18 protein-coding genes are annotated in these 21,275 nt (G+C 72.6%); 10 read left to right on the top strand and 8 right to left on the bottom strand.

Annotated elements, in window-relative coordinates:
• Nucleotides 1–185 precede the first annotated feature (185 nt).
• The 5 genes from KZX60_RS06050 to hutG all read left to right on the top strand — a co-directional run bounded on the left by KZX60_RS06050 (nt 186) and on the right by hutG (nt 5,190).
• Complete coding sequence (locus KZX60_RS06050; RefSeq protein WP_248116464.1) at nt 186–1,082, top strand: EamA family transporter; 897 nt, start codon at nt 186–188, stop codon at nt 1,080–1,082.
• 46 nt (nt 1,083–1,128) lie between these two features.
• The gene (locus KZX60_RS06045; RefSeq protein WP_248116462.1) at nt 1,129–1,947 is read left to right on the top strand and encodes a DUF1648 domain-containing protein; all 819 of its coding nucleotides are present in this window, start codon (nt 1,129–1,131) and stop codon (nt 1,945–1,947) included.
• A 245-nt stretch (nt 1,948–2,192) separates the two neighbouring features.
• The gene (locus tag KZX60_RS06040; protein WP_248116460.1) at nt 2,193–3,524 is read left to right on the top strand and encodes an O-acetylhomoserine aminocarboxypropyltransferase/cysteine synthase family protein; all 1,332 of its coding nucleotides are present in this window, start codon (nt 2,193–2,195) and stop codon (nt 3,522–3,524) included.
• 3 nt (nt 3,525–3,527) lie between these two features.
• The gene (locus tag KZX60_RS06035) at nt 3,528–4,043 is read left to right on the top strand and encodes a CoA-binding protein (protein WP_248116458.1); all 516 of its coding nucleotides are present in this window, start codon (nt 3,528–3,530) and stop codon (nt 4,041–4,043) included.
• 100 nt (nt 4,044–4,143) lie between these two features.
• Nucleotides 4,144–5,190 (top strand): formimidoylglutamase, encoded by a 1,047-nt coding sequence (gene hutG / locus KZX60_RS06030; protein WP_248116456.1) that lies wholly within the window; start codon nt 4,144–4,146, stop codon nt 5,188–5,190.
• Nucleotides 5,191–5,226: 36 nt separating this feature from the next.
• On the opposite strand, the gene KZX60_RS06025 is transcribed toward hutG, so the two are convergent.
• On the bottom strand, nt 5,227–5,904 hold the full coding sequence (locus KZX60_RS06025; protein ID WP_248116454.1) for a GntR family transcriptional regulator: 678 nt from the start codon (nt 5,902–5,904) through the stop codon (nt 5,227–5,229).
• A 102-nt stretch (nt 5,905–6,006) separates the two neighbouring features.
• Here KZX60_RS06025 and KZX60_RS06020 point away from each other — a divergent pair, with 102 nt between their 5' ends.
• Nucleotides 6,007–6,669, top strand: coding sequence for a flavin reductase family protein (locus KZX60_RS06020; protein WP_248116452.1), 663 nt, complete (start codon nt 6,007–6,009; stop codon nt 6,667–6,669).
• The gene (locus tag KZX60_RS06015; RefSeq protein WP_248116450.1) at nt 6,666–7,976 is read left to right on the top strand and encodes an MFS transporter; all 1,311 of its coding nucleotides are present in this window, start codon (nt 6,666–6,668) and stop codon (nt 7,974–7,976) included. Before KZX60_RS06020 ends, KZX60_RS06015 begins: the two co-directional genes overlap by 4 nt.
• Nucleotides 7,977–8,119: 143 nt before the next feature.
• Here KZX60_RS06015 and hutH read toward each other — a convergent pair whose 3' ends face one another.
• From hutH to hutU, 4 genes are all read right to left on the bottom strand, one after another.
• Nucleotides 8,120–9,733, bottom strand: a complete 1,614-nt coding sequence (gene hutH, locus KZX60_RS06010; protein WP_248116448.1) for a histidine ammonia-lyase — start codon at nt 9,731–9,733, stop codon at nt 8,120–8,122.
• A gap of 116 nt (nt 9,734–9,849) precedes the next feature.
• A complete protein-coding gene (hutI, locus tag KZX60_RS06005) occupies nt 9,850–11,055 on the bottom strand; it encodes an imidazolonepropionase (RefSeq protein WP_248116446.1) in 1,206 nt (401 codons plus the stop codon).
• A gap of 56 nt (nt 11,056–11,111) precedes the next feature.
• A complete protein-coding gene (locus KZX60_RS06000; protein ID WP_248116444.1) occupies nt 11,112–12,488 on the bottom strand; it encodes a YjiH family protein in 1,377 nt (458 codons plus the stop codon).
• A 97-nt stretch (nt 12,489–12,585) separates the two neighbouring features.
• Entirely contained in the window at nt 12,586–14,283 is a 1,698-nt protein-coding gene (gene hutU / locus KZX60_RS05995; RefSeq protein WP_248116624.1) for a urocanate hydratase, read from the bottom strand.
• A gap of 149 nt (nt 14,284–14,432) precedes the next feature.
• Here hutU and KZX60_RS05990 point away from each other — a divergent pair, with 149 nt between their 5' ends.
• Nucleotides 14,433–15,083: a helix-turn-helix domain-containing protein gene (locus tag KZX60_RS05990; RefSeq protein WP_248116442.1), complete on the top strand. Its 651-nt coding sequence runs from the start codon at nt 14,433–14,435 to the stop codon at nt 15,081–15,083.
• Nucleotides 15,084–15,299: 216 nt separating this feature from the next.
• Here KZX60_RS05990 and KZX60_RS05985 read toward each other — a convergent pair whose 3' ends face one another.
• Nucleotides 15,300–15,875 carry a hypothetical protein gene (locus KZX60_RS05985; RefSeq protein ID WP_248116440.1) on the bottom strand — a complete coding sequence of 192 codons (576 nt, stop codon included), beginning with the start codon at nt 15,873–15,875 and terminating at the stop codon, nt 15,300–15,302.
• A 122-nt stretch (nt 15,876–15,997) separates the two neighbouring features.
• Nucleotides 15,998–16,804 (bottom strand): carbon-nitrogen hydrolase family protein, encoded by an 807-nt coding sequence (locus KZX60_RS05980; RefSeq protein ID WP_248116438.1) that lies wholly within the window; start codon nt 16,802–16,804, stop codon nt 15,998–16,000.
• 110 nt (nt 16,805–16,914) lie between these two features.
• On the opposite strand from KZX60_RS05980, the gene KZX60_RS05975 reads away from it, so the two are divergent.
• Both KZX60_RS05975 and KZX60_RS05970 read left to right on the top strand, forming a co-directional pair.
• The gene (locus KZX60_RS05975; RefSeq protein ID WP_248116436.1) at nt 16,915–19,140 is read left to right on the top strand and encodes a catalase; all 2,226 of its coding nucleotides are present in this window, start codon (nt 16,915–16,917) and stop codon (nt 19,138–19,140) included.
• A gap of 152 nt (nt 19,141–19,292) precedes the next feature.
• Nucleotides 19,293–19,826: a hypothetical protein gene (locus KZX60_RS05970; RefSeq protein WP_248116434.1), complete on the top strand. Its 534-nt coding sequence runs from the start codon at nt 19,293–19,295 to the stop codon at nt 19,824–19,826.
• Between the two features lie 103 nt (nt 19,827–19,929).
• Here KZX60_RS05970 and KZX60_RS05965 read toward each other — a convergent pair whose 3' ends face one another.
• Nucleotides 19,930–21,219, bottom strand: coding sequence for an adenylosuccinate synthase (locus KZX60_RS05965; RefSeq protein WP_248116432.1), 1,290 nt, complete (start codon nt 21,217–21,219; stop codon nt 19,930–19,932).
• Between the last annotated feature and the right edge of the window lie 56 nt (nt 21,220–21,275).

Below are 21,275 nucleotides of genomic sequence, written 5' to 3'. Positions count from 1 at the left end.
GGGGGTCCTTGTCAGTGGGGCGGTCAGCGGTGGTGTCCAGCACCGACGGCCGGGTGCGTGGTCTGCCGCCACGCTAGGAGCGCGCCCGCCCCCGGGCTGAACCGGGCCCCGGGCCGGAGTCACGACGGCGCTGCCGCACCGCCGAACGCGTCCGGCCGCCCCTGGATGACCCGTACGCTGGCCGCGTGCCTCCCGTGCTGCTGGTCCTGCTCTCCGTGCTGTGCCAGCAGCTCGGCGCCTCCATCGCCGGCCTGCTGTTCGGTCAGGTCGGCGCCTCGGGGATGGTCGCCCTGCGCCTCGTGTTCTCCGCCCTCCTGCTGCTGGCCTTCGCCCGCCCCGGGCGCCGCGCCCTGGCGAGCCTGACCGCGAAGGGGTGGGCCGCCGTCGTGGGGCTGGGGCTGACCATGGCCGGGATGAACCTGCTCATCTACGAGGCGTTCGACCGGATCCCCCAGGGCGTGGCCGTCACGTTCGAGGTGCTCGGACCGCTCGCACTGTCCGTCGTGGCGCGGCGGCGCTGGGACGCGTGGGCCTGCGCCGGCGTCGCCCTTGCGGGCATCGTGCTGCTCGGCCGGGACGGGTTCAGCGCGGGCGCCGGGCTGGATCCCGTGGGCGTGGCGTGCGCCGTGGGCGCCGCCGCCTGCTGGGCGGGCTACATCCTGATGAGTCGGGCCGCGGGCGGGCACCTGCCCGGGGTGCAGGGGCTCGCGCTGGCCATGGTCGCGGGCTCCTTCCTCGCCCTGCCCATCGGCGCGACGACAGCGGGGCCCGCCCTGCTCGACCCCGTCGTGCTGGGCGTGGGGCTGGTGGTGGCGGTGCTGAGCTCCTCGCTGCCATACGGGATCGAGATGCACGTGCTGCGCCGCATGCCCACTGCGCTGTTCTCCCTCCTCACGTGCCTGTCCCCCGTGGCCGCCGCGCTCACCGCGTGGGCCGTGCGCGGGCAGGTGCTGGACGTGCCGGACGTGGCCGGGATGCTGCTCGTGGTCGCGGCGTGTGCGGCGGCGGTGTGGCTGGGGCGGGCGCCGGAGCGTCGCATGCGCCGGGCGACGGACCGCGGGGACCGGGCGGCGCGGGCCTGACGCCCGCCGCCCTCAGCGCGTCCACAGGATTCTGTAGCCTGAACGCATGACCCCCGCCACACCCCCCGGCCCGGGCCGGCCCGACGACGACGTCCCCGCCGCCGAGCGGGAGGCCCTGCGCCGCGGGGCGTGGCGGCCCTGGCTGCCGTTCCTGCTGACCGCGGCGGTGTGCATCGGCATGCTCGGGTGGGTCACGGTCGCCCTGCCCGACCTCCCGGACCGGGTCCCGGTGCACTGGGGCATCGACGGCCGTCCCGACGACTGGGACGAGAAGTCCCTGGGCACCGTCGGCATGGGGCCGATCGTCGCCCTCGGCATGACCGTGCTCATGGCGCTCATGGCCGCCATCGTGCCGATGATGACGCCCCTGCCTCCGGACGCCTCCCCGTGGCGGCGCGTGCGGCAGGCCGGGGTGGACCGCGGCATGCGCACGGCCCTCGGGTGGATCGCCGCGTTGACCCTGCTCCCGATGCTCCCGTCGACGGTGGAGGTCCTCACCGCGGGCGCGTGGCGGATGCCCTGGTGGCTCATGCCGCTCAGCCTCACCCTCCTCATGGTCGGGGTGATGGTCGCGCTGAGCGCGGCGATCCGCGGCGGCACCCGCTGGTCGGACCGCGTCGCCCAGGACCTCGGCCACCGCCCCACCGCCGAGGAGGCCGCCGAGGAGGAGAAGTGGACCGCGGCGGGCCTGAAGCGCGACCCCGACGACCCCTCTGCCTTCCCGCCCAAGCGCGAGGGCTACGGCGTGGGCGCCACGGTGAACCTCGCCTCGCGCACGGGCCGCCTTCTCACCTACGGGTTCGTGGGCGTCTTCATCGTCGGTCTGCCCGCGGCCGTCTGGATCGCGGCGGCCCTGAACCGATGACCACGCGCCTGCTGCTCCTCGCCACGCTCCCCCTCCTCTCGGAACGAGGTGTCACGAAATGTGGGAATGCGGGCGCCATTCCAACGTTTCGTGACACCTCGTTCGCCGGGGAGGCCGGGGTCGGGGGCCGGCGGCCGGGGGCCGCGAGCGCCCCGGCGGCGCGTATGTGACGCGGTGTCCGACGTCGTCGCCCGGGCCTGGCAGGGTGGGGCGCGCATTCTCGCCCCCTGCCAGAGAGGACTGCCGTGGCCGACCACGAGTTCGGATTCCGCACCAAGGCCCTGCACGCCGGCGCCGTCCCGGACGCCGTCCACGGCTCCCGCGCGGTGCCGATCCACCAGACGAGCTCCTTCGTGTTCGAGTCCGCCGAAGACGCCGCCAACCTCTTCGCGCTGCAGAAGTACGGCAACATCTACTCGCGGATCGGCAACCCCACGGTCGCCGCGTTCGAGGAGCGGATCGCCACGCTGGAGGGCGGCATCGGCGCGGTGGCGACGGCGTCCGGCATGGCCGCCGAGTTCGTCACCTTCGCGGCGCTCGCCGGGGCCGGGGACCACATCGTGGCCTCCTCGAAGCTCTACGGCGGAACCATCACCCAGCTCGACGTGTCCCTGCGCCGGTTCGGCGTCGAGACCACGTTCGTGGACTCCGCCGAGGCCGCGGACTTCGAGGCCGCCCTCCAGCCCAACACGAAGGCCGTCTACACGGAGATCGTGGCCAACCCCTCGGGCGACATCGTCGACCTGCCGGGCCTGGCCGACGTCGCGCACCGCCACGGCGTCCCGCTCGTGGTGGACGCGACGCTCACGCCGCCGTACCTGATCCGCCCGATCGAGCACGGCGCGGACATCGTGATCCACTCGGCCACCAAGTTCCTGGGCGGGCACGGCACCACGCTGGGCGGCGTCGTGGTGGAGTCCGGCCGCTTCCCGTGGGACAACGGGAAGTTCCCCCTGATGACCGAGCCGGTCCCCTCTTACGGGGACGTGTCCTGGTGGGGCAACTTCGGCGAGTACGGGTTCCTCACCAAGCTGCGTTCCGAGCAGCTGCGCGACTTCGGCCCGTCCTTGGCCCCGCAGTCGGCGTTCCAGTTGATGATCGGCGTCGAGACTCTGGCCCAGCGCATGGACGCCCACCTGGCGAATGCGCAGGCCGTGGCGCAGTGGCTGGACGAGGATCCGCGCGTCTCCTGGGTGCGCTACGCCGGCCTGCCCGGCCACCCGCACCACGAACGCGGCCGCCAGCTGCTGCCCCGGGGCGTCGGCTCGGTGTTCAGCTTCGGTGTGGTCGGCGGCCGCGAGACCGGCGCCGCGTTCATCTCCGCGCTGCAGCTGGCCTCCCACCTGGCGAACATCGGCGACGCCAAGACGCTCGTGCTGCACCCGGCCACGACGACCCATCAGCAGCTCACCGCCGAGCAGCTCGTGGCCGGCGGCATCCCGGAGGACCTGATCCGCATCTCGGTGGGCATCGAGGACGTCGAGGACATCCTGTGGGACCTGGACCAGGCCCTCACCGCGGCCACCGGCCGCACCCGCGACGACGACGGTGCCCCGGCCGCGCCGAAGGAGGCCTGAGCCATGAGCACCACCCACCCCGAGCGGACCTGGACCGGCCCCAGCGCCCCCGAACGCCTGGCGATCCTGCGGCGCACCCGCTCGATCGCGATCGTCGGCGTCTCGGACAAGCCGGCCCGCGCGTCCTACTTCGTGGCCACGTACCTGCTGAGCTCCACCACGTACGACGTCTACTTCGTGAATCCCGTGCTCGCCGCGGCCGGCAAGGAGATCCTCGGCCACCGCGTGTACGCCTCGCTCGAGGACCTGCCCGTCACCCCGGACCTCGTGGAGGTGTTCCGCAAGTCCTCCGACGCCCCCGAGGTGGTGGCGGACGCCGCCCGCGTGGGCGCCCGGACCGTGTGGCTGCAGCTGGGCATCTGGAACGAGGACGCCGCGCGTCAGGCCGAGGCCGCGGGCCTGGAGATCGTGATGGACCGCTGCGTGAAGATCGAGCACGCCCGCTTCCACGGCGGGCTCAACCTCGCCGGCTTCGTCACCGGCGTGATCAGCTCGCGGCGCCAGGAGCTGGACCGCTGAGCGCGGCGCGGCCGGGGCGGCGCGGCCACGCCGCCGAGGATCCCCGCCTCGAGTGCCGGCCCGACTTGCCTCGCGGGGCCGGCTCGCGTGGGATGGACCCATGACCGCCGAGCTCCCCACCGTCCCCCTCTCCTCCGCCTGGACCGGCCGCACCGACGGGGACGCCCCCGAGCATCTGCGCTGGCACCAGGTCGTGCGCCCCGCCGACGGCCGCGGTGAGCCCACGACGACGCAGCGCCACCCCGGCGCCGGCGCGCCGACGTCGGGCGCGCGGTCCACGGCGCTCGTCGGCTTCGCCTCGGACGAGGGCGTGCGCCGGAACTACGGCCGCGTGGGCGCCGAGGACGGCCCGGAGGCGCTGCGCGGTGCGCTCGCCTCGCTCGCGTACCTCGAGGGCACGGGCGCGCTCGTGGACGCGGGCGACGTGTCCGTGGACCGCGGCGACGACGACGCCCCGGGCGAGCTCGAGGCGGGCCAGGCCGAGCTGGGCACAGTGGTCAGCGGGCTGCTGAACGCCCACGACCTGGCCGTGGTGCTCGGCGGCGGACACGAGACCGCCTACGCCTCGATCACGGGCCTGACCGGCTCCACGCGCGTGGGTGCGGGCACCCGCGTGGGCATCCTCAACCTGGACGCGCACTTCGACCTGCGCGAGGCGCCGCGGCCCAGCTCCGGCACCCCGTTCCTGCAGGCGCTGCGCGACGCCGAGGGGGCGGAGCATCAGCTCTCCTACGCGGTGGTGGGGATCAGCGAGGCCAACAACACCCGCGTCCTGTTCGACACCGCGCGCGAACGGGGGGTCACGTGGGTGACCGACGAGCAGGCTCAGACCGCCGACGTCACCGGTGTGCGCCGCTGGGTGCGCTCCTTCATCAACGCCGTGGACGTGCTCTACCTGACGATCGACCTGGATGTGCTGCCGGCCGCCGTCGCCCCGGGGGTGAGCGCACCGGCCGGCTTCGGCGTGCCGTACGAGGTGATCCACGCGTGCACGCTGGAGGCCACCCAGTCCGGGAAGCTGGCCCTGGCCGACGTCGTGGAGCTCAACCCCGCCCTGGACGTGGACGGCCGCACGGCGAAGGCCGCGGCCCGGCTGATCCACGCGATCGTCAGCCGTCACCGGACGGACGCGTCGCTGCTGGCCTGAGCGGGCCGGGACTCGTTCAGGCGCGGGGGCCGCGCGTCAGCGCCCCTCCGCCCACGGGGCCGGGGGCTCGGCGCTGCCGTGGGCCGCGCGTCGGGCGGCGTAGTCCAGCGCCGAGCGTGCCAGGAAGTCATGCAGGGCCAGCACCCCGGCCCGGGCTCCGGCCGAGTCCCTCCGGGTCACCGCCTCCAGCGCCGGGACGTAGAACGCCCGGCCGCGTTCGACCTCGTCGGGCAGACCCTTCGTGGTGGCGAGCCAGAACCGGCGGCAGAGCCCCTGGAGCGGGACCAGGGAATCGGCGAGATAGCGGTTGTTCGCGATCGTGCGCAGGAGTTCGTGCGAGCGCCCGACGGCGGCGACGTACGCCGGCAGGTCCTCCACCGTGCGCAGGTGCCGCACGTGGGCCGCGACGCTGGCCAGCTGCTCCTCGTCCGCCCGCGCGCAGGCCAGTCCCACGGCCAGCGCCTCGAGCGACCGCCGCACCTCCAGCCTCTCCAGCTGGTCGTCCACGGAGATCGCGGGGACCTGCAGGCCACGACCCCCACCGACCAGGAGCCAGTGGTCTCGGATGAGGCGCTGCACCGCCTCGCGCAGGGGCGTGCGCCCCGTCTCGGCGGCGTCGATGAGGGCCGCCTCGCTGAGGATGGCGCCCGGTGGCAGCTCCCCGGTCTCGATCTTCTGCGTCAGGCGGGCGTAGGCCTCCTCCGACTTGTTCATGGGCCCAGCCTAGGCAGTCATCTGCGCACATCCGCTTGATATATCCGAAATATGCGGCGTAGCGTGGCCCACATCCTGTTACCGCCATCACATGGAGGACTCATGAAGTACCGCCCGCAGCACGACGCCAACCCCCTGCCCTTCTCCCCCTTCAAGAGCTCCACCGTGCCGCGGCCCATCGGCTGGCTGTCCTCCGTGAGCCCGGACGGCATGGAGAACATCGCCCCCTACAGCCAGTGGCAGAACCTCACCTTCGACCCGCCCATGGTGATGTTCTCCGCCAACCAGTACCCGGACGGACGCCGCAAGGACACCGTCCTCAACGCGGAGCAGACCGGCTGGTTCGTGTGGAACATGGCCACCTACGACCTGCGCGAGGCCGTCAACGTCTCCGCCATGGCCCTGGAGCCGGGCGAGAGCGAGTGGGACCGCATCGCGGAGCACGGCGTCACCAAGGTCTACGCGGACAACCGCCCCATCCCGATGGTCGCCGAGTCCCCCGTGCGCTTCGAGTGCCGCTACCACTCGACGCACCGCATCAAGGGCGACTCGAACGTCGGCACCATCGACGTGGTCTTCGCCCACGTGGACACCATCCACATCGACGACGACGTCATCACCGCCGACGGCCGCATCGACATCCCGCGCATCCAGCCGATCGCGCGTCTGGGCTACTTCGACTACACCGTGGTGCGGGAGACCTTCGAGATGCGGGTGCCCGGCGCCGACGGCGACGCCCAGGCCGGCCTCGAGGGACGGGCATGAGCACCGCGGCCACCGGCCCGGCCCGGCCCGCTCCCGTGGCCGGGGCCCGCCCCCGGAGCCTGAAGGACATGCTGGCCGTGAACTTCGGCAACGCGCTGGAGTGGTACGACTGGAACGTCTACACGATCTTCGCCCCGGTCTTCGCGGCACAGATCTTCCACACGGACAACCCCACCTCCGGGCTGCTCGCGACCCTGGCCGTCTTCGCGGTGGGCTTCGTCGCCCGCCCCATCGGCGGCTACGTGTTCGGCGCCTACGCGGACCGGGTGGGCCGCAAGCGCAGCCTCTTCGCGGCGATGATGATCACCGCGCTCGGCAGCCTGATCATCGCCGTCACCCCCACCTACGGCACGGTGGGCGTCTTCGCCTCGGTCATCCTCGTCATCGCCCGCCTGCTGCAGGGCCTGGCGCACGGAGGCGAGATGGGCACCTCCGTGACCTACCTCGTGGAGCGCGCGCCGCAGGGTCGGCGCGGGCTGTTCGGAGCGACGTCGTGGGTGTCCGTGGTGGTGGGCACGATCCTGGCGACCCTCGTGGGTCTGGCCATCAACACGCTGCTCTCCCACGAGCAGGTGGCGTCCTGGGGCTGGCGCGTGGCGTTCGGCATCGGCGGCGTCCTCGGCCTCTACGCGCTGTACCTGCGACGGAGCCTGACGGAGTCGGAGCACTTCACGGCGGCGCAGCAGGTGGTGCCCACCGCGGACGAGGCCCCACGTCGGGAGCCGGGCGCGGTGTGGCGCGGCCTGCTGACGATCTTCCTGGTCTCCGCGGGCGGCTCCCTGATGTTCTACACGTGGCTGATCTACCTGCCCACGCACGCGCAGGTGGCCCATCACATGGACAAGTCCACCACGCTCTCGGCCTCACTCGTGGCCCAGGTGATCTTCCTGGCCGCCATCCTCGGGGCGGGCCTGCTGGGTGACCGGGTCGGGCGCCGTCCGCTGGTCATCGCCTTCGGCCTGCTCTTCGTGCTGCTGCCGTTCCCGCTGTTCGGCATGCTGGACGGCACCTTCGCCTCGTTCGTGCTCGTGCAGAGCATCGCCCTGCTGGCCGTGGCGCTGCTGTTCGGCGTCAACGGCGCCGTCTGGTCCGAGGTGCTGCCCACGGCGGTGCGCGCCAGGGGCGTGGCCACCATGCTCTCGCTGGCCACCGCGATCTTCGGCGGCACGGCGCCGTACCTGATCACGTGGCTGACGGCGCAGGGCTGGACCAGCGCGTTCCCGATCTACCTCATGGTGGTCGGCGGCCTCACCGGGTTGACCGGCCTGTTCATGAAGGAGACGAAGGACGTGGACCTGGCGGCCTGAGCCGGGGTGACCGGGCCCGACCCGCAGGCCGCCCCCTCCACACACAGACCCCCTCCACACACAGAGTGGTCACGGCACGCCGCCTCGTGCAGACGGACGCGGCATGTCGTGACCACTCTGTGGCGTCTGACCGCTCCGCGGCGTCAGTGCCCCTCGGCCTCCGCGCCCTCGGACTCCTCGGCCAGGTCCTGCGGCTCGGCGTCGACGGACGCGCCCGCGAGCGCCTCGGCCACGGCGGCCAGCACGGACCCGTCGCGCAGGGCCTGCTCGGCGGCGGCCAGCTGCGGGGCCATGTACTGGTCGGGGCCCGGGCCGGGGACGCCGGCCTCCCGGATCACGCGGACGGCGGCGCCGGTCGCGGCGGAGGGCTGCAGCGGGGCGCGCAGCTCGATCGCGCGGGCGGCGGCCACGAGCTCGACGGCGAGCACACGGCGGAAGTTCTCCACGGCCGAGCGCAGCTTGCGGGCGGCGTGCCAGCCCATGGAGACGTGGTCCTCCTGCATCGCGGAGGACGGGATGGAGTCCACGGACGCGGGCACGGCCAGGCGCTTCATGTCCGAGACGAGCCCGGCCTGCGTGTACTGGGCGATCATCATGCCGGAGTCCACGCCCGGGTCGTCCACGAGGAACGCGGGCAGCCCGTGGGAGCGGGCCGGGTCCAGCATGCGGTCCGTGCGGCGCTCGGACATGCTGGCGACGTCGGCCACCGGGATGGCCAGGAAGTCCAGCACGTAGGCGATCGGGGCGCCGTGGAAGTTGCCGTTCGAGCTCACCCGGCCGTCGTCGAGCACCACGGGGTTGTCCACGGTCGCGGCGAGCTCGCGCTCGGCCACGGTGCGCACGTACGCGAGGGTGTCGCGCAGGCCGCCGGCCACCTGCGGGGCGCAGCGCAGCGAGTAGGCGTCCTGCACGCGGGAGTCGCCCTCCCGGTGGCTGGCCACGATCGGCGAGCCCGCCAGGATCTTCAGCATCCGCTCCGCGGAGGCCGCCTGGCCCGGGTGGGGGCGCAGCGGGAAATGCAGCTCCGGCACGAACACGCGGTCGGTGCCGAGCAGTGCCTCCACGGACATCGCGGCGGTGAGGTCCACGGTGTCGGCGAGCTCGTCGAGGTCCGCCAGGGCCATGATCAGCATGCCGAGCATGCCCTCGGTGCCGTTGACGAGGGCCAGGCCCTCCTTCTCCCGCAGCTCGACCGGCTCGATCCCGGCCTCGGCGAGCGCCTCGCCGGCCGGACGCAGCGCGCCGTCCTCCCCGACGACGTCGCCCTCGCCCATGAGCGCGAGCGCCACGTGGGACAGCGGGGCCAGATCGCCCGAGCAGCCGAGCGAGCCGAACTCGCGCACGCCCGGGGTGATGCCCGCGTTGAGCATGGCCACGAAGGTCTCCACGACCACGGGGCGCACACCCGTGCGGCCGGAGGCCAGCGTGGTGGCGCGCAGGAACATCAGCGCGCGGATGACCTCACGCTCCACCACGGGGCCCATGCCGGCGGCGTGGGAGCGGATCAGCGACTTCTGCAGCTGCGCGCGGGACTCGAGCGGGATGTGCTTGTCCGCGAGTGCGCCGAAGCCGGTGGAGACACCGTAGGTGGGGGTCTCGGCCTCGGCGAGCGCCTCGACGTGGCGGCGCACCGCGCCGACGGTCTCGAGGACGTCGTCGGCGAGCACCACGCGGGCGTCGTGGCGGGCCACGGCGACGACGTCGTCCAGGGTGGCCCCGGACGTGCCGAGCGTGACGGTGGCGGGAGGGGTGGTCATGGGCGGTGCGCTCCTCGGGTCGGGGGTGGGGCGGGTGCCGCCGCCGGACGGGTGTGTCCGACGTCGGGCGTCACCGGGCGGGTGGTCCCGGCGGTGATCGTACGGGGTGGGCGACCTCAGACGACGCGCCGGCCGGCCCGCCACACCGCGTGGGTGAGCGGCATGCCGGGGCGGTAGGCGAGGTGGATGGCGGCGGGGGCGTCGAGCACGTGGAGGTCCGCGCGCTTGCCGACCTCGAGGCTGCCCACGCGGTCCTGCGCGCGCAGGCCGATCGCGCCGCCGAGCGTCGCGGCCCGCAGCGCCTCGGCCAGCGTGAGGCCCATCTGCAGCACCGCGGTGGCCACGTTGAAGTTCATGGACGTGGTGTAGCTCGTGCCGGGGTTGCAGTTGGAGGCCAGCGCGATCTCGATCCCGGCGTCCAGCAGGCGGCGGGCCGGGGCCAGGGGGGCGCGGGTGGAGAGGTCGCACGCGGGCAGGCAGCCGGCCACGGTGCCGGGGGTGCCGGCGGCCGACGCGCGGTCCCAGTCGCCCCACGTGCCGGCCAGCGCCTCGACGTCCGCGTCGGCGAGGAAGTTCACGTGGTCCACGGAGGCGGCGCCGAACTCGACGGCCAGGCCGACGCCGGGGCCCTCCTCGATCTGGTTGCCGTGCAGGCGCACGCGCAGGCCCGCGGCGGTGCCCGCCTCGAGCACGCGGCGGGTCTGCGCGGCGTCGAAGGCGCCCTTGTCGCAGAAGACGTCGATCCAGCCCACGTGCTCGCGCACGGCGTCCAGCATGGGGCCGACGACGTCGTCGAGGTAGTCCTCCGCCTCGCGGCCCTTCGGCACCAGGTGGGCGCCGAGGAACGTCACCTCGTCGATCTGCCCCTCGGCCTTCAGCTCCGAGAGCAGGCGCGCGTGACGGGCCTCCTCCTCGACGGAGAGGCCGTAGCCGGTCTTCGTCTCGAGGTAGGTGGTGCCGCCGGCGACGGCGTCCGCCACACGCCCGGCGACCAGCGCGCGCAGACGCTCGTCGGAGGCCTCCCGCGTGGCCGACGTGGTCACGCCGATGCCGCCGGCGGCGTAGGACTCCCCGGCCATGCGGGCCTCGAACTCGGCCGAGCGGTCGCCGTCGAACACGAGGTGGGTGTGCGAGTCCACCCAGCCGGGCAGCACGGCACGCCCGCCCACGGACACGCGCTCGTCGGCCCCGGGGGCCTCGGCGGCGGCGCCGATCCACGCGATCCGCTCGTCCTCCACCACGACGGCGGCGTCCGCCAGGACCCGGCCCTCGGGGTCGACGGTGGTCAGCTCGGCGATGTCGGTGATGAGCGTGGAGCGCATGGGGGCCTTTCGGAGCGGGCGGGCGAGGGAGACGGAGGAGCGACGTTCCCAGGATGTCAGGTCAGGGCGGCGACGAGATGGGCCACCGGGGTGGCGAGCAGGATCGTGAGGATCACACGCTCCGCCCAGACGACCACGAGGTGCCAGAGCTTCACGGGGATGTCCGTGGCGAGGATGGCCGGGACCACCGCCGAGAAGAAGATGATCGCGGACACGCAGATCACACCGATCACGAAGCGCGCCACGAAGTCCTCGTGGCCCGCCGCCATGGTGGCCGGGATGAACATCTCGGCGATGGAGGTGGCGGACGCCGTGGCCAACAGGCCCGGGTCCGAGAAGCCGAGGAGGGCGAAGAGCGGGAAGAAGAGGTAGCCCACCCACGTGAAGACCGGGGTATGGGTGGCCAGCAGCAGCGCGATCAGGCCCACGGACATGATGGACGGCAGGATCTGCATGACCATCACGAGACCGTCGCGGAAGTTGAGCCACACATTGCGCCCCAGCGACGGAGCCTCGGCGAGCGTCTGCTCCGCGGCCCGGCGCGCGACGCTGAAGCGGTCGGCCGTGACGGGCTGCTCCGGATGGTGCTCGACGCCGGGGTGGACCTCGTCCGGGATGCGGCTCAGCGGGGGGATGCGCACGGTGATGGCGGTGACGAGGAATGTCACCACGAGGGTGCCGAAGAAGTACCAGAGCCACACGTCCATGAGACCGAGCGTGCGGGCCACGATCACCATGAAGGTCGCGGACACCGTGGAGAAGCCGACGGCGATGATGGCCGCCTCCTTCGCCGTGTACCGGCCGCCGCGGTACATGCGGTTCGTCAGAAGCAGTCCGAGGGCGTAGCTGCCCACGAACGAGGCCACGGCGTCCACGGCCGCACGGCCGGGCACCTTCCAGATCGGCCGCATGGCCGGGCGCAGGTACACGCCCACGAACTCCATGAGTCCGTATCCGATGACCAGGGCGAGGAAGACGGAGCCGATGGGCACGATCAGCCCGACCGGGACCACGAGCTTGTCCAGCAGGAACGGGCCGATGGCCTTGTCCAGGATCCAGCTCGGGCCGAAGCCGAACACCACCATGCTCGCGGTGACGAAGCCCAGCACCGCGAGGAAGGCGAAGGTCATCCGCATGGGGCCCTGGCGCCACCGGCCGGTCGCGAACGGGTACACCGCGCCGGCCGCGATGATGGCCAGGCCCACGAAGCGCTCGGCCGGTCCCAGGATCCCGCGGACCCAGGTCACGATGTGGTCGAGGGGGATGGTGCTGACCCCGTCGATGGTGATCGGCACGAAGAACATGAAGACGCCGATCGCCGAGTACACCAGCATGCGCCACCGCGCGGGAGGGCGGGGATCGTCGTTGCGGATGGCGGCCATCGCCGTCGTGTTCGTATGCAGCTCTGCGTCTCCGGGATGGGCCTGCGCCATCGTGGTGTCCTTTCACCGAGCGGCCCGAGCGGTCATGCCCGCCCGGGCCGCTTCTTCAGGTGCGCGGGCGGCGGCTGCCGCCCGCGCCGAGACCCGCTCAGTCGCGGATCTTCGCCTCCATGGGCACGCGCACGCCGCGCTCGGCGGCGACTTCGGCGGCCCGGGAGTAGCCGGAGTCCACGTGGCGGAAGACGCCCATGGCCGGGTCGTTGGTCAGCAGGGCCTCGAGCTTGGCCGCGGCCAGCTCGGTGCCGTCTGCCACGCCCACCTGGCCGGCGTGGATGGAGCGGCCGATGCCCACGCCGCCGCCGTGGTGGATGGAGACCCACGTGGCACCGGAGGAGGTGGCGGTCAGGGCGTTGAGCAGCGGCCAGTCGGCGATCGCGTCGGAGCCGTCCAGCATGGACTCGGTCTCGCGGTACGGGGACGCCACGGAGCCGGAGTCCAGGTGGTCACGGCCGATCACGATCGGGGCCTTCACCTTGCCCTCGGCCACGAGCTGGTTGAAGAGCAGGCCGGCCCTGTGGCGCTCGCCGTAGCCGAGCCAGCAGATGCGCGCCGGCAGGCCCTCGAACTCCACGAACTCGGCGGCGCCGTCCAGCCAGCGGTGCAGGTGCTCGTTCTCGGGGAAGAGCTCCTTCAGTGCCTCGTCGGTGACGCGGATGTCCTCCGGGTCGCCGGAGAGCGCCACCCAGCGGAACGGGCCGAGGCCCTCGCAGAAGAGCGGGCGGATGTAGGCCGGGACGAAGCCCGGGAACTCGAACGCGCGGGAGTAGCCGGCCTTGCGGGCCTCGTCGCGGATGGAGTTGCCGTAGTCGAAGACCTCGGCGCCGATGTCCTGGAAGCCGACCATGGCCTCGACCTGGCGGGCCATGGACTCCTGGGCCTTCTTGGTGAACGTGTCCGCGTCGGCCTCGGCCTCGGCCTGCCACTCCTCCACGGTGTACTCCAGCGGGAGGTAGGAGAGCGGGTCGTGGGCGGAGGTCTGGTCCGTCACGATGTCGATCTCGACCTCGCCGGCCTTCTGGCGCTCGAGCAGCTCGGGGAAGACCTCGGCGGCGTTGCCCACGAGGCCCACGGAGACGGCCTCGCCGTCGCGCTTGGCCTGCATGACGCGCTCGATCGCCTTGTCGATGTCGGTCTCCACCTCGTCGAGGTAGCGCTTGCCCATGCGGCGGCGCAGGCGCTCCTCGGAGACGTCCACGATCAGGCAGACGCCGCCGTTGAGGGTCACGGCCAGGGGCTGGGCGCCGCCCATGCCGCCGCAGCCGCCGGTGAGGGTCAGGGTGTTCTTGAGCGTGCCGTCGTACTTCTTGCGGCCGATCGCGGCGAAGGTCTCGTAGGTGCCCTGCAGGATGCCCTGGGTGGCGATGTAGATCCACGAGCCGGCGGTCATCTGGCCGTACATCATGAGGCCCTCGGCCTCGAGCTTGCGGAACTCCTTCCAGTTGGCCCAGTCGCCCACGAGGTTGGAGTTGGCGATCAGCACGCGCGGCGCCCACGTGTTGGTGCGGATGACGCCCACGGGCTTGCCGGACTGCACGAGCAGCGTCTCGTCGTCCTCGAGGTCCTTGAGGGTCTCGACGATCGCGTCGAACGCCTCCCACGAGCGGGCGGCGCGGCCGGTGCCGCCGTAGACGACCAGGTCCTCGGGGCGCTCGGCGACCTCCGGGTCCAGGTTGTTCATCAGCATGCGCAGGGGAGCCTCGGTCTGCCAGGACTTGGCGGAGAGCTCGGTGCCGCGGTCGGCGCGGATGGTGCGGGACGGATCGTGCTGGGTGAAGCCCTCGGCCATGGTGGTTCCTCTCGAGAAGGCGGTGCGCGGCGTCGCCGAGGGGGACTCCCCAGGCTTGCCGTTGCGCGGCAACGTGTTGCCATCTATTGAAACAGTGAGCATCGACACATGCAAGCCCCCTCGGCGTGCCGGGCAGTACTCTCCCCTTCATGGCCACCGCATCGACTCGCACCGTGGACCGCGCGCTCGAGCTGCTCGCGGCCGTCACCGAGGAGGCGCCCCTGAGCCTCTCGGAGGCGGCGCGGACCGCCGACCTCCCCCCCTCCACGGCGCTGCGCCTCCTGCGCAGCCTCGAGAGCGCGGGGCTCGTGGCCCGCGACGACGACGCCCAGTACCGCCCCGGACCGCGTCTCCTCCAGATCGGCGCCCGGGCCTTCACGCGGGAACCGCTCGTGGCCCTCTCGCGTGACGCGATGGAGGAGGTGGTCGCCGGGACCGGCGAGTCCGTGTACCTGGCGATCCACGGTCCGGGCGAGACCGCGCTCTACATCGCGATCGTGGAGGGCACCCACTCGGTCCGGCACACCAACTGGGTGGGCCGCACGGTGCCGCTCGCGGAGAGCGCCGTGGGCCGCGCCTTCCGGGGAGAGGTGCCCGCCGGGGAGTACACGCAGCGCACCCACTCCGTGGAGCCGGACGTCACCGCCCTGACCTCCCCCGTCGTGGTGCGAGGCGCCGTCGTCGGGGCGCTCAGCACCCTGGTGCCCGACTACCGGTGCACGGACGAGCTGGCCGAGCGCTGCGGCCGGGCCCTGGTGGCCGCCACGGCGCGCATCGCGCGCGCGCTCTCCGGCGACTGAACCATTCCCAGCCAAACCACAGGCGGCTCCCCTGGATTACCCAACCTCGGCTCCTACGCTGAAGGCACCTCATCAAGGTGCGAGTGATGACGGTGCGAGTGATGACGGACCAAGGCCCCGAGGGCCGGCGCGATGCCGGGCCTCGGGGCCTTGATTCCGTCCGGCGGTCCCCCGACCGCCCGTGCCGGGCGTGCACGGGAGGACCGCCGTCGTGGGTCAGCGACGCGCGGAGGTGAGCCCCGCCCAGAGGCCGCCGATCAGGCCGCCCAGCGGAAGCAGCCAGAAGACGTGGAAGCCGATGGACTCGACCGCCGTGTTCGAGAAGACCATCAGGAGGAGCGCGGCGGCGATCAGGCCGCCGATCACGCCGCCGATCACGTAGCGGGCCGCGGAGCGGGCCGCGCCGCCCATCATGAGGACGATCCCGTAGCCGAACGCGGCGGTGAGGGCGCCGCCCACGAGGCCGAACATGACGGACTGCAGGGTGACGACCCACCCGCGGCCGGTCTCGCCGGTGGACGGGAGGAAGCCGTTCTGCTCCAGGTTCAGGTCCCGCACCGCGGCGGTGCCGGCCTCGGGGAAGAGCACCACGCGGGCGATCATGAAGGCGATGGTCAGCACCGCCGCGGCGATCATCACGCGGTTGGCGAAGCCCCAGCCGTCCACGGGACGGGTCGGCTCGATCATGGTCTCGTCCACGGTGGCGTGGCGGACCGGGCGCACGGGCTCCGTGCGGCCGGCGCGGGCTTCGACGGCGGTGGCGCCGTGGGCGGGGTTCTGGGCGGTGTTCATGTGGATACTCCCGTTCCTCCCCGTCGCACGGGGCGCGTTCCGAGCGCCGGGGAGGCGCCCGCGTGGATGCACGTCTGAGCTGATTTTAGGCGTGCTCCCAGGCAAAGGGGTAACGCGGACCGTCAGAGGACGTCCGCGCGTCGATTGGCGAGCACGGGGAGGAACTCCCGCACCTGGTCGATCCGTTCGCGGGTCACATCGGCGGTGGCCACGGCCTCGGGCTCGTCGGTCAAGGCCGCCACGGTGAGCGCGAGCGGATCGATCACCGCCGAGTGGCCCACGGTGCCCCCGCTCGCGGACGAGTCCGGGGCGCACGTGTCCGCCGCCGCCACCCACACCGTGTTCTCCACGGCACGCGCCTTCAGGAGCGTCTGCCAGTGGTCCACCTTGTGCTCGCCGGAGAACCACGCGGCGGGGGTGGCGATCACGTCCGCTCCCGCGAGCGCGAGGGCCCGTGACACCTCGGGGAAGCGCAGGTCGTAGCAGGTCTGCAGGCCCACCCGCAGGCCGGCCAGCTGGACGACGGCGGTTCCGCCGTCACCCGGGGTGATGCGGTCCGACTCGCGGTGCGCGAAGGCGTCGTAGAGGTGCAGCTTGCGGTAGGAGCCGGCCACGGCACCCGCCGCGTCCACGGCGAGGAGGGTGTTGTACGGGCGGTCGGATCCACTCGGCTCGTAGCCGCCCGCGATGACCGCCAGGCCGTGCTCGCGGGCGAGCCCCGCCAGCCCCTCGGCGAAGGGCCCCCACGCAGCCGCGACGGCGCCGGGGAAGTCCGCCTCCGACGTCGCCCGGGCGGCGAGCATGGCCTCCTCCGGGAGCACGAGCAGCCCCGCGCCCTCCGCGGCGGCGCGCTCGGCGAGCCGTCCGGCGGCGGCCAGGTTCTGCTCGACCCGGGCCCCCGGCCCGAACTGTCCCACGCTGATCCTCATGCACCCAGCCTGCCACGACTGGTCAGCACCCACAGGGGGGGTCCACGCTGGGAGGGCAGACCTCGCCCGCGCGCAGCCGCGCGGGACCGTCGACACGGAAGGCAACGATCATGACCTCGAAGCAGCCCCCCATTCCCGGCACCCCCGGGCCCCTCACGCCCGAGCTGATGGAGCCGACGGCGCAGACCTCGCCGGACGCCCCCGTCGCGGTCCCCGCCCCGGACCAGAAGGGCCCCGCCACGGTGTCCCCCACCGGCCAGGCCACCGGCGCCGATCCGGCCGCCGTCGCCCAGGGCGGCCAGTTCCTGACCACCGCGCACGGCGTGCGCCTGGCGGACTCGGACCACTCCCTCAAGGCCGGCCGCCGCGGCCCGACCCTCCTGCAGGACCACCACCTGCGCGAGAAGATCAGCCACTTCGACCACGAGCGCATTCCGGAGCGCGTGGTCCACGCCCGCGGCGCGGGCGCCCACGGCGTGTTCCGCGGCTACGGCACCGCCGCCAAGATCACCCAGGCCGGCGTGTTCGCCAAGGACAAGGAGACCCCGGTCTTCGTGCGCTTCTCCACCGTGGCCGGCTCGCGCGGCTCGATGGACCTGGCCCGCGACACCCGCGGCTTCGCCACGAAGTTCTACACCGACGAGGGCACCTGGGACCTCGTGGGCAACAACATGCCGGTGTTCTTCGTGCAGGACGCGATCAAGTTCCCGGACGTCGTGCACTCCGTGAAGCCGCACCCGGACCGGGAGATCCCCCAGGCCCAGTCCGCGCACGACACGTTCTGGGACTTCGTCTCCCTGCACACCGAGGCGCAGCACCACACCATCTGGAACATGTCCGACCGCGGCATCCCGCGCTCGTACCGCACCATGGAGGGCTTCGGCATCCACACCTTCCGCCTCATCGCGGCGGACGGCTCCACCGTGCTGGTCAAGTTCCACTGGAAGCCCGTCCTCGGCGTGCACTCGGTGACCTGGGAGGAGGCGCTGATCGCCAACGGCGCGGACCCGGACTTCCACCGCCGCGACCTCGCCGACGCCATCGAGGCCGGCGCTTTCCCCGAGTGGGAGCTCGGCGTGCAGGTGTTCGAGGACAACGAGGAGCAGATGTTCGAGGGCATCGACCTGCTCGACCCCACCAAGCTGGTCCCCGAGGAGCTCGCCCCCGTGCAGCCGATCGGCCGCATGACCCTGAACGCGAACCCCTCGAACTACTTCGCGGAGACCGAGCAGGTGGCCTTCAACCCGGCCAACCTGGTCCCGGGCATCGACGTCACCAACGACCCGCTGCTGCAGGGCCGCCTGTTCTCCTACCTGGACACCCAGCTCTCCCGCCTCGGCGGGCCGAACTGGACCCAGCTGCCCATCAACCGCCCGCACGCCGCGGTCAACGACATGCTGCGCGACGGCATGCACCAGACCGCCGTGCACCGCGGCGTGGCCCCGTACCGCCCGAACTCCCTGGACGGCGGCGTGCCGTTCGAAACCCCGGCGGACGGACGCCCGTTCATCGACCACCCGCAGCCGATCGAGGCCTCGGCGGAGAAGGTGCGCGGCCACGCCGCCTCCTTCGACGACCACTTCTCCCAGGCCCGCCTCTTCTTCCTCTCCCTCTCCGAGGTGGAGCGCGAGCACGTGGCCCAGGCATACACGTTCGAGCTGGCCAAGTGCTACGAGGAGACCATCCGCGTGCGTCAGCTGCGCGCCCTCGCCGCGATCGACGCCCGCCTGGCGAAGACCGTGGCGGACGGCCTGGGCCTCGAGGTCCCGGAGCCGGCCGAGGCCCCCGCGGACGTGCAGCCCTCTCCGGCGCTGTCCCAGATCGGTCAGACCTGGCCGCTGGACGGCCGCCAGGTGGGCCTCGTGGTGGGCCCGCAGGTGGACGAGAAGGTGCTCGGCGACGCTGTGCAGGGCGTCCACGACGCCGGCATGGTGCCGCTCGTGATCGCCCCCAAGGGCGGCCCTGTGGCCGGCGAGGTCGTGGCGCAGCGCGCCTACCTCACCGCCGCCTCGGTCGAGCTGGACGCCGTGGTGGTGATCGGCGCCACCCCGCCCGCGGTGGACGCCCAGCACGGCCTGGACGCGAAGGCCGCCGCCGACGCCCCGGACGCCGTGGACCCGCGCGTCGCCAAGCTGGTGCAGGAGGCCTGGCGCCACGCCAAGGCCGTCGTGGCCGTCGGCGAGGGCGCGACCGTGCTGGACGAGCTCGGCCTGACCGGCACCCCGGGCGTGCTCGCGGTGGACGGCGGCGACGATGCCGTCGCCCAGCTGAAGGAGCTCATGCCCGCGCACCGCGTGTGGGAGCGCTTCCCCACCACGGGTCGCCTGGCCGACTGATCGGCTGGATGTGTGCTGACCGGCTGAGCCGGTGAGCGGGAAGGGGCGGGGACCGCATGGTCCCCGCCCCTTCCCATATCCGCACTTTCATGCGAGTTTGGGCCGGAATGGGCGTTCTCGTTCGAGGTGTAGCGGCTACAACTCGAACGAAAGTGCCCCCCATCCACATGGAGACCGCCATGGACCGCACCGCCCCATGCCCCACTCTCCGAGTCCGCGGATCGCGCGGGTTCACGACGGCGGCCCTCGCCGCCGCCGGCGCCCTCGCGCTGAGCGGGTGCGGCCTGTTCGGCGCCGGGGTGCCGCGCATCGCCGTGCAGGAGGACGCGGGAACGCGCTGGCTGACGGTCGAGGAGCTGTGGGAGCAGCCGGAGGGCCAGTCCAGCGGGCTGCTCATGGGGCCGCTGGAGGTCACGCCCGAGGGATGCGTCGCGGTCGGGGAGGACACCGGCTCCGAGGCGGGGACGCCGGGGTCGACGCTCGTCGCGATCCCGGAGGGCGCCCTCATGCGCGAGGGCGACAGGGTCTTCGGGGTCCGGTCGGGGGACCGCGTCTTCGAGGTCGGTGACACCGTGAGCATCACGGGCGGGTTCTTCCCCGCCGACCGGCTCAGCCGGGAGGTGCGGGACGCCGTCGCCGCGTGCGGGGTGCGCGACGAGGTCGTGGTGCCGGGCACCCTCGAGTGACCTACCCCCCCCCGCACTTTCATGCGAGTTTGGGCCGGAATGGGCGTTTTCGTTCGAGGTGCAGCGGCTACGACTCGAACGACAGTGCGCTCCTGCCCCCGGCTCAGTCCTCGATGAGGTCCCGGACCTGGATGACCTGGTCGCGGCCAGGGCCGACGCCGATCGCGGAGATGCGGCAGCCGGAGAGGCGCTCGAGGGCCTCCACGTACACGCGGGCGTTCTCCGGGAGGTCCTCCAGGGTCTTGGCCTGGGAGATGTCCTCGGTCCAGCCCTCGAAGTACTCGAAGATCGGCTTCGCGTGGTGGAACTCGGTCTGCGTCATGGGCATGCGGTCGTGACGCACGCCGTCGACGTCGTAGGCCACGCACACGGGGATCTTCTCGATGCCGGTGAGCACGTCCAGCTTGGTCACGAAGTAGTCCGTGAACCCGTTCACGCGCGCGGCGTAGTGGGCCAGCACGGCGTCGTACCAGCCGGTGCGGCGCGGGCGCCCGGTGTTCACGCCGAACTCGCCGCCGGTCATGCGCAGCTGCTCGCCCATCTCGTCGAAGAGCTCCGTGGGGAACGGGCCCGCGCCGACGCGCGTGGTGTACGCCTTGACGATGCCGATGGTGCGGGAGAACCGCGTGGGGCCGATGCCCGCGCCCACCGAGGCGCCGCCCGCCGTCGGGTTGGAGGAGGTCACGAACGGGTAGGTGCCGTGGTCCACGTCCAGGTAGGTGGCCTGGCCACCCTCCATGAGGACGACCTTGCCCTCGTCCAGGGCGTCGTTGAGCATGTTCACGGAGTCCACGACCATGGGGCGCAGGCGGTCCGCGTAGCTGAGGAAGTACTCGGCGGTCTCGTCCACGGTGACCGCGCGGCGGTTGTAGAGCTTCACGAGGAGCTCGTTCTTCTGCCGCAGGGCGCCCTCGATCTTCTGGCGCAGGATCGACTCGTCGAAGATGTCCTGCACGCGGATGCCCAAGCGGGCCACCTTGTCCATGTAGGTGGGGCCGATGCCGCGGCCGGTGGTGCCGATGGCGCGCTTGCCGAGGAAGCGCTCCGTCACCTTGTCCATGGTCTGGTGGTACGGCGCCACGAGGTGGGCGTTGGCCGAGATCTTCAGGTTGGCGCAGGAGTGGCCGCGGGCCTCGAGCCCGTCGATCTCCTCGAACAGCGCCTCCAGGCTGATCACCACGCCGTTGCCGATCACCGGCACGGCGTTGGGGGAGAGGATGCCGGCGGGAAGGAGCTTGAGCTCGAACTTCTCACCGTTCACCACCACGGTGTGGCCGGCGTTGTTGCCGCCGTTCGGCTTGACGACGTAGTCCACGCGCCCGCCCAGCAGGTCGGTGGCCTTGCCCTTGCCCTCGTCGCCCCACTGGGCGCCGACGATCGCGATCGCTGGCATTTCTCACTCACTTCTGGCTCGCGGGCAGATACCCCCGAAGTCTAACAGTGGGCCAG

The sequence above is a fragment of the Micrococcus sp. EYE_212 genome, assembly GCF_023147585.1.
Classification (GTDB): domain Bacteria; phylum Actinomycetota; class Actinomycetes; order Actinomycetales; family Micrococcaceae; genus Micrococcus.
This window is presented reverse-complemented; position numbering and strand designations above follow the sequence as displayed.